The sequence below is a fragment of the Litchfieldella anticariensis FP35 = DSM 16096 genome, assembly GCF_000409775.1.
Classification (GTDB): domain Bacteria; phylum Pseudomonadota; class Gammaproteobacteria; order Pseudomonadales; family Halomonadaceae; genus Litchfieldella; species Litchfieldella anticariensis.
Window position 1 is genome coordinate 963839 of sequence record NZ_KE332377.1, and the last position, 224, is coordinate 964062.

General features: G+C 64.7%; 1 protein-coding gene. It reads right to left on the reverse strand.

The window, feature by feature from the left end:
• A partial coding sequence (locus tag L861_RS24775; RefSeq protein WP_201766403.1) for a hypothetical protein occupies positions 1 to 224 on the reverse strand: 224 nt, incomplete at both ends.

Genomic DNA, 224 nt, shown 5'->3' on the forward strand with positions numbered 1-224 from the left:
TGAGCTGCTTGTTCAGTCCAATCACCTCCATTCGCAGATTGAATATCTCGATCACGGCAATGATATACGGCAGGCGAATGGCCTCGGCGGTTCGCGACAGGCTGTAGCGGGCGCGTGCCTTTCGGGCGACCTCCGCGGCTGGCGAGTCGGGGTCGACGGCTAGCACCGTCACGGCCTGGCCGCCTGCTGCCGAGGTCAGGGCCTGGGCGGTGGCGGAATTCAGC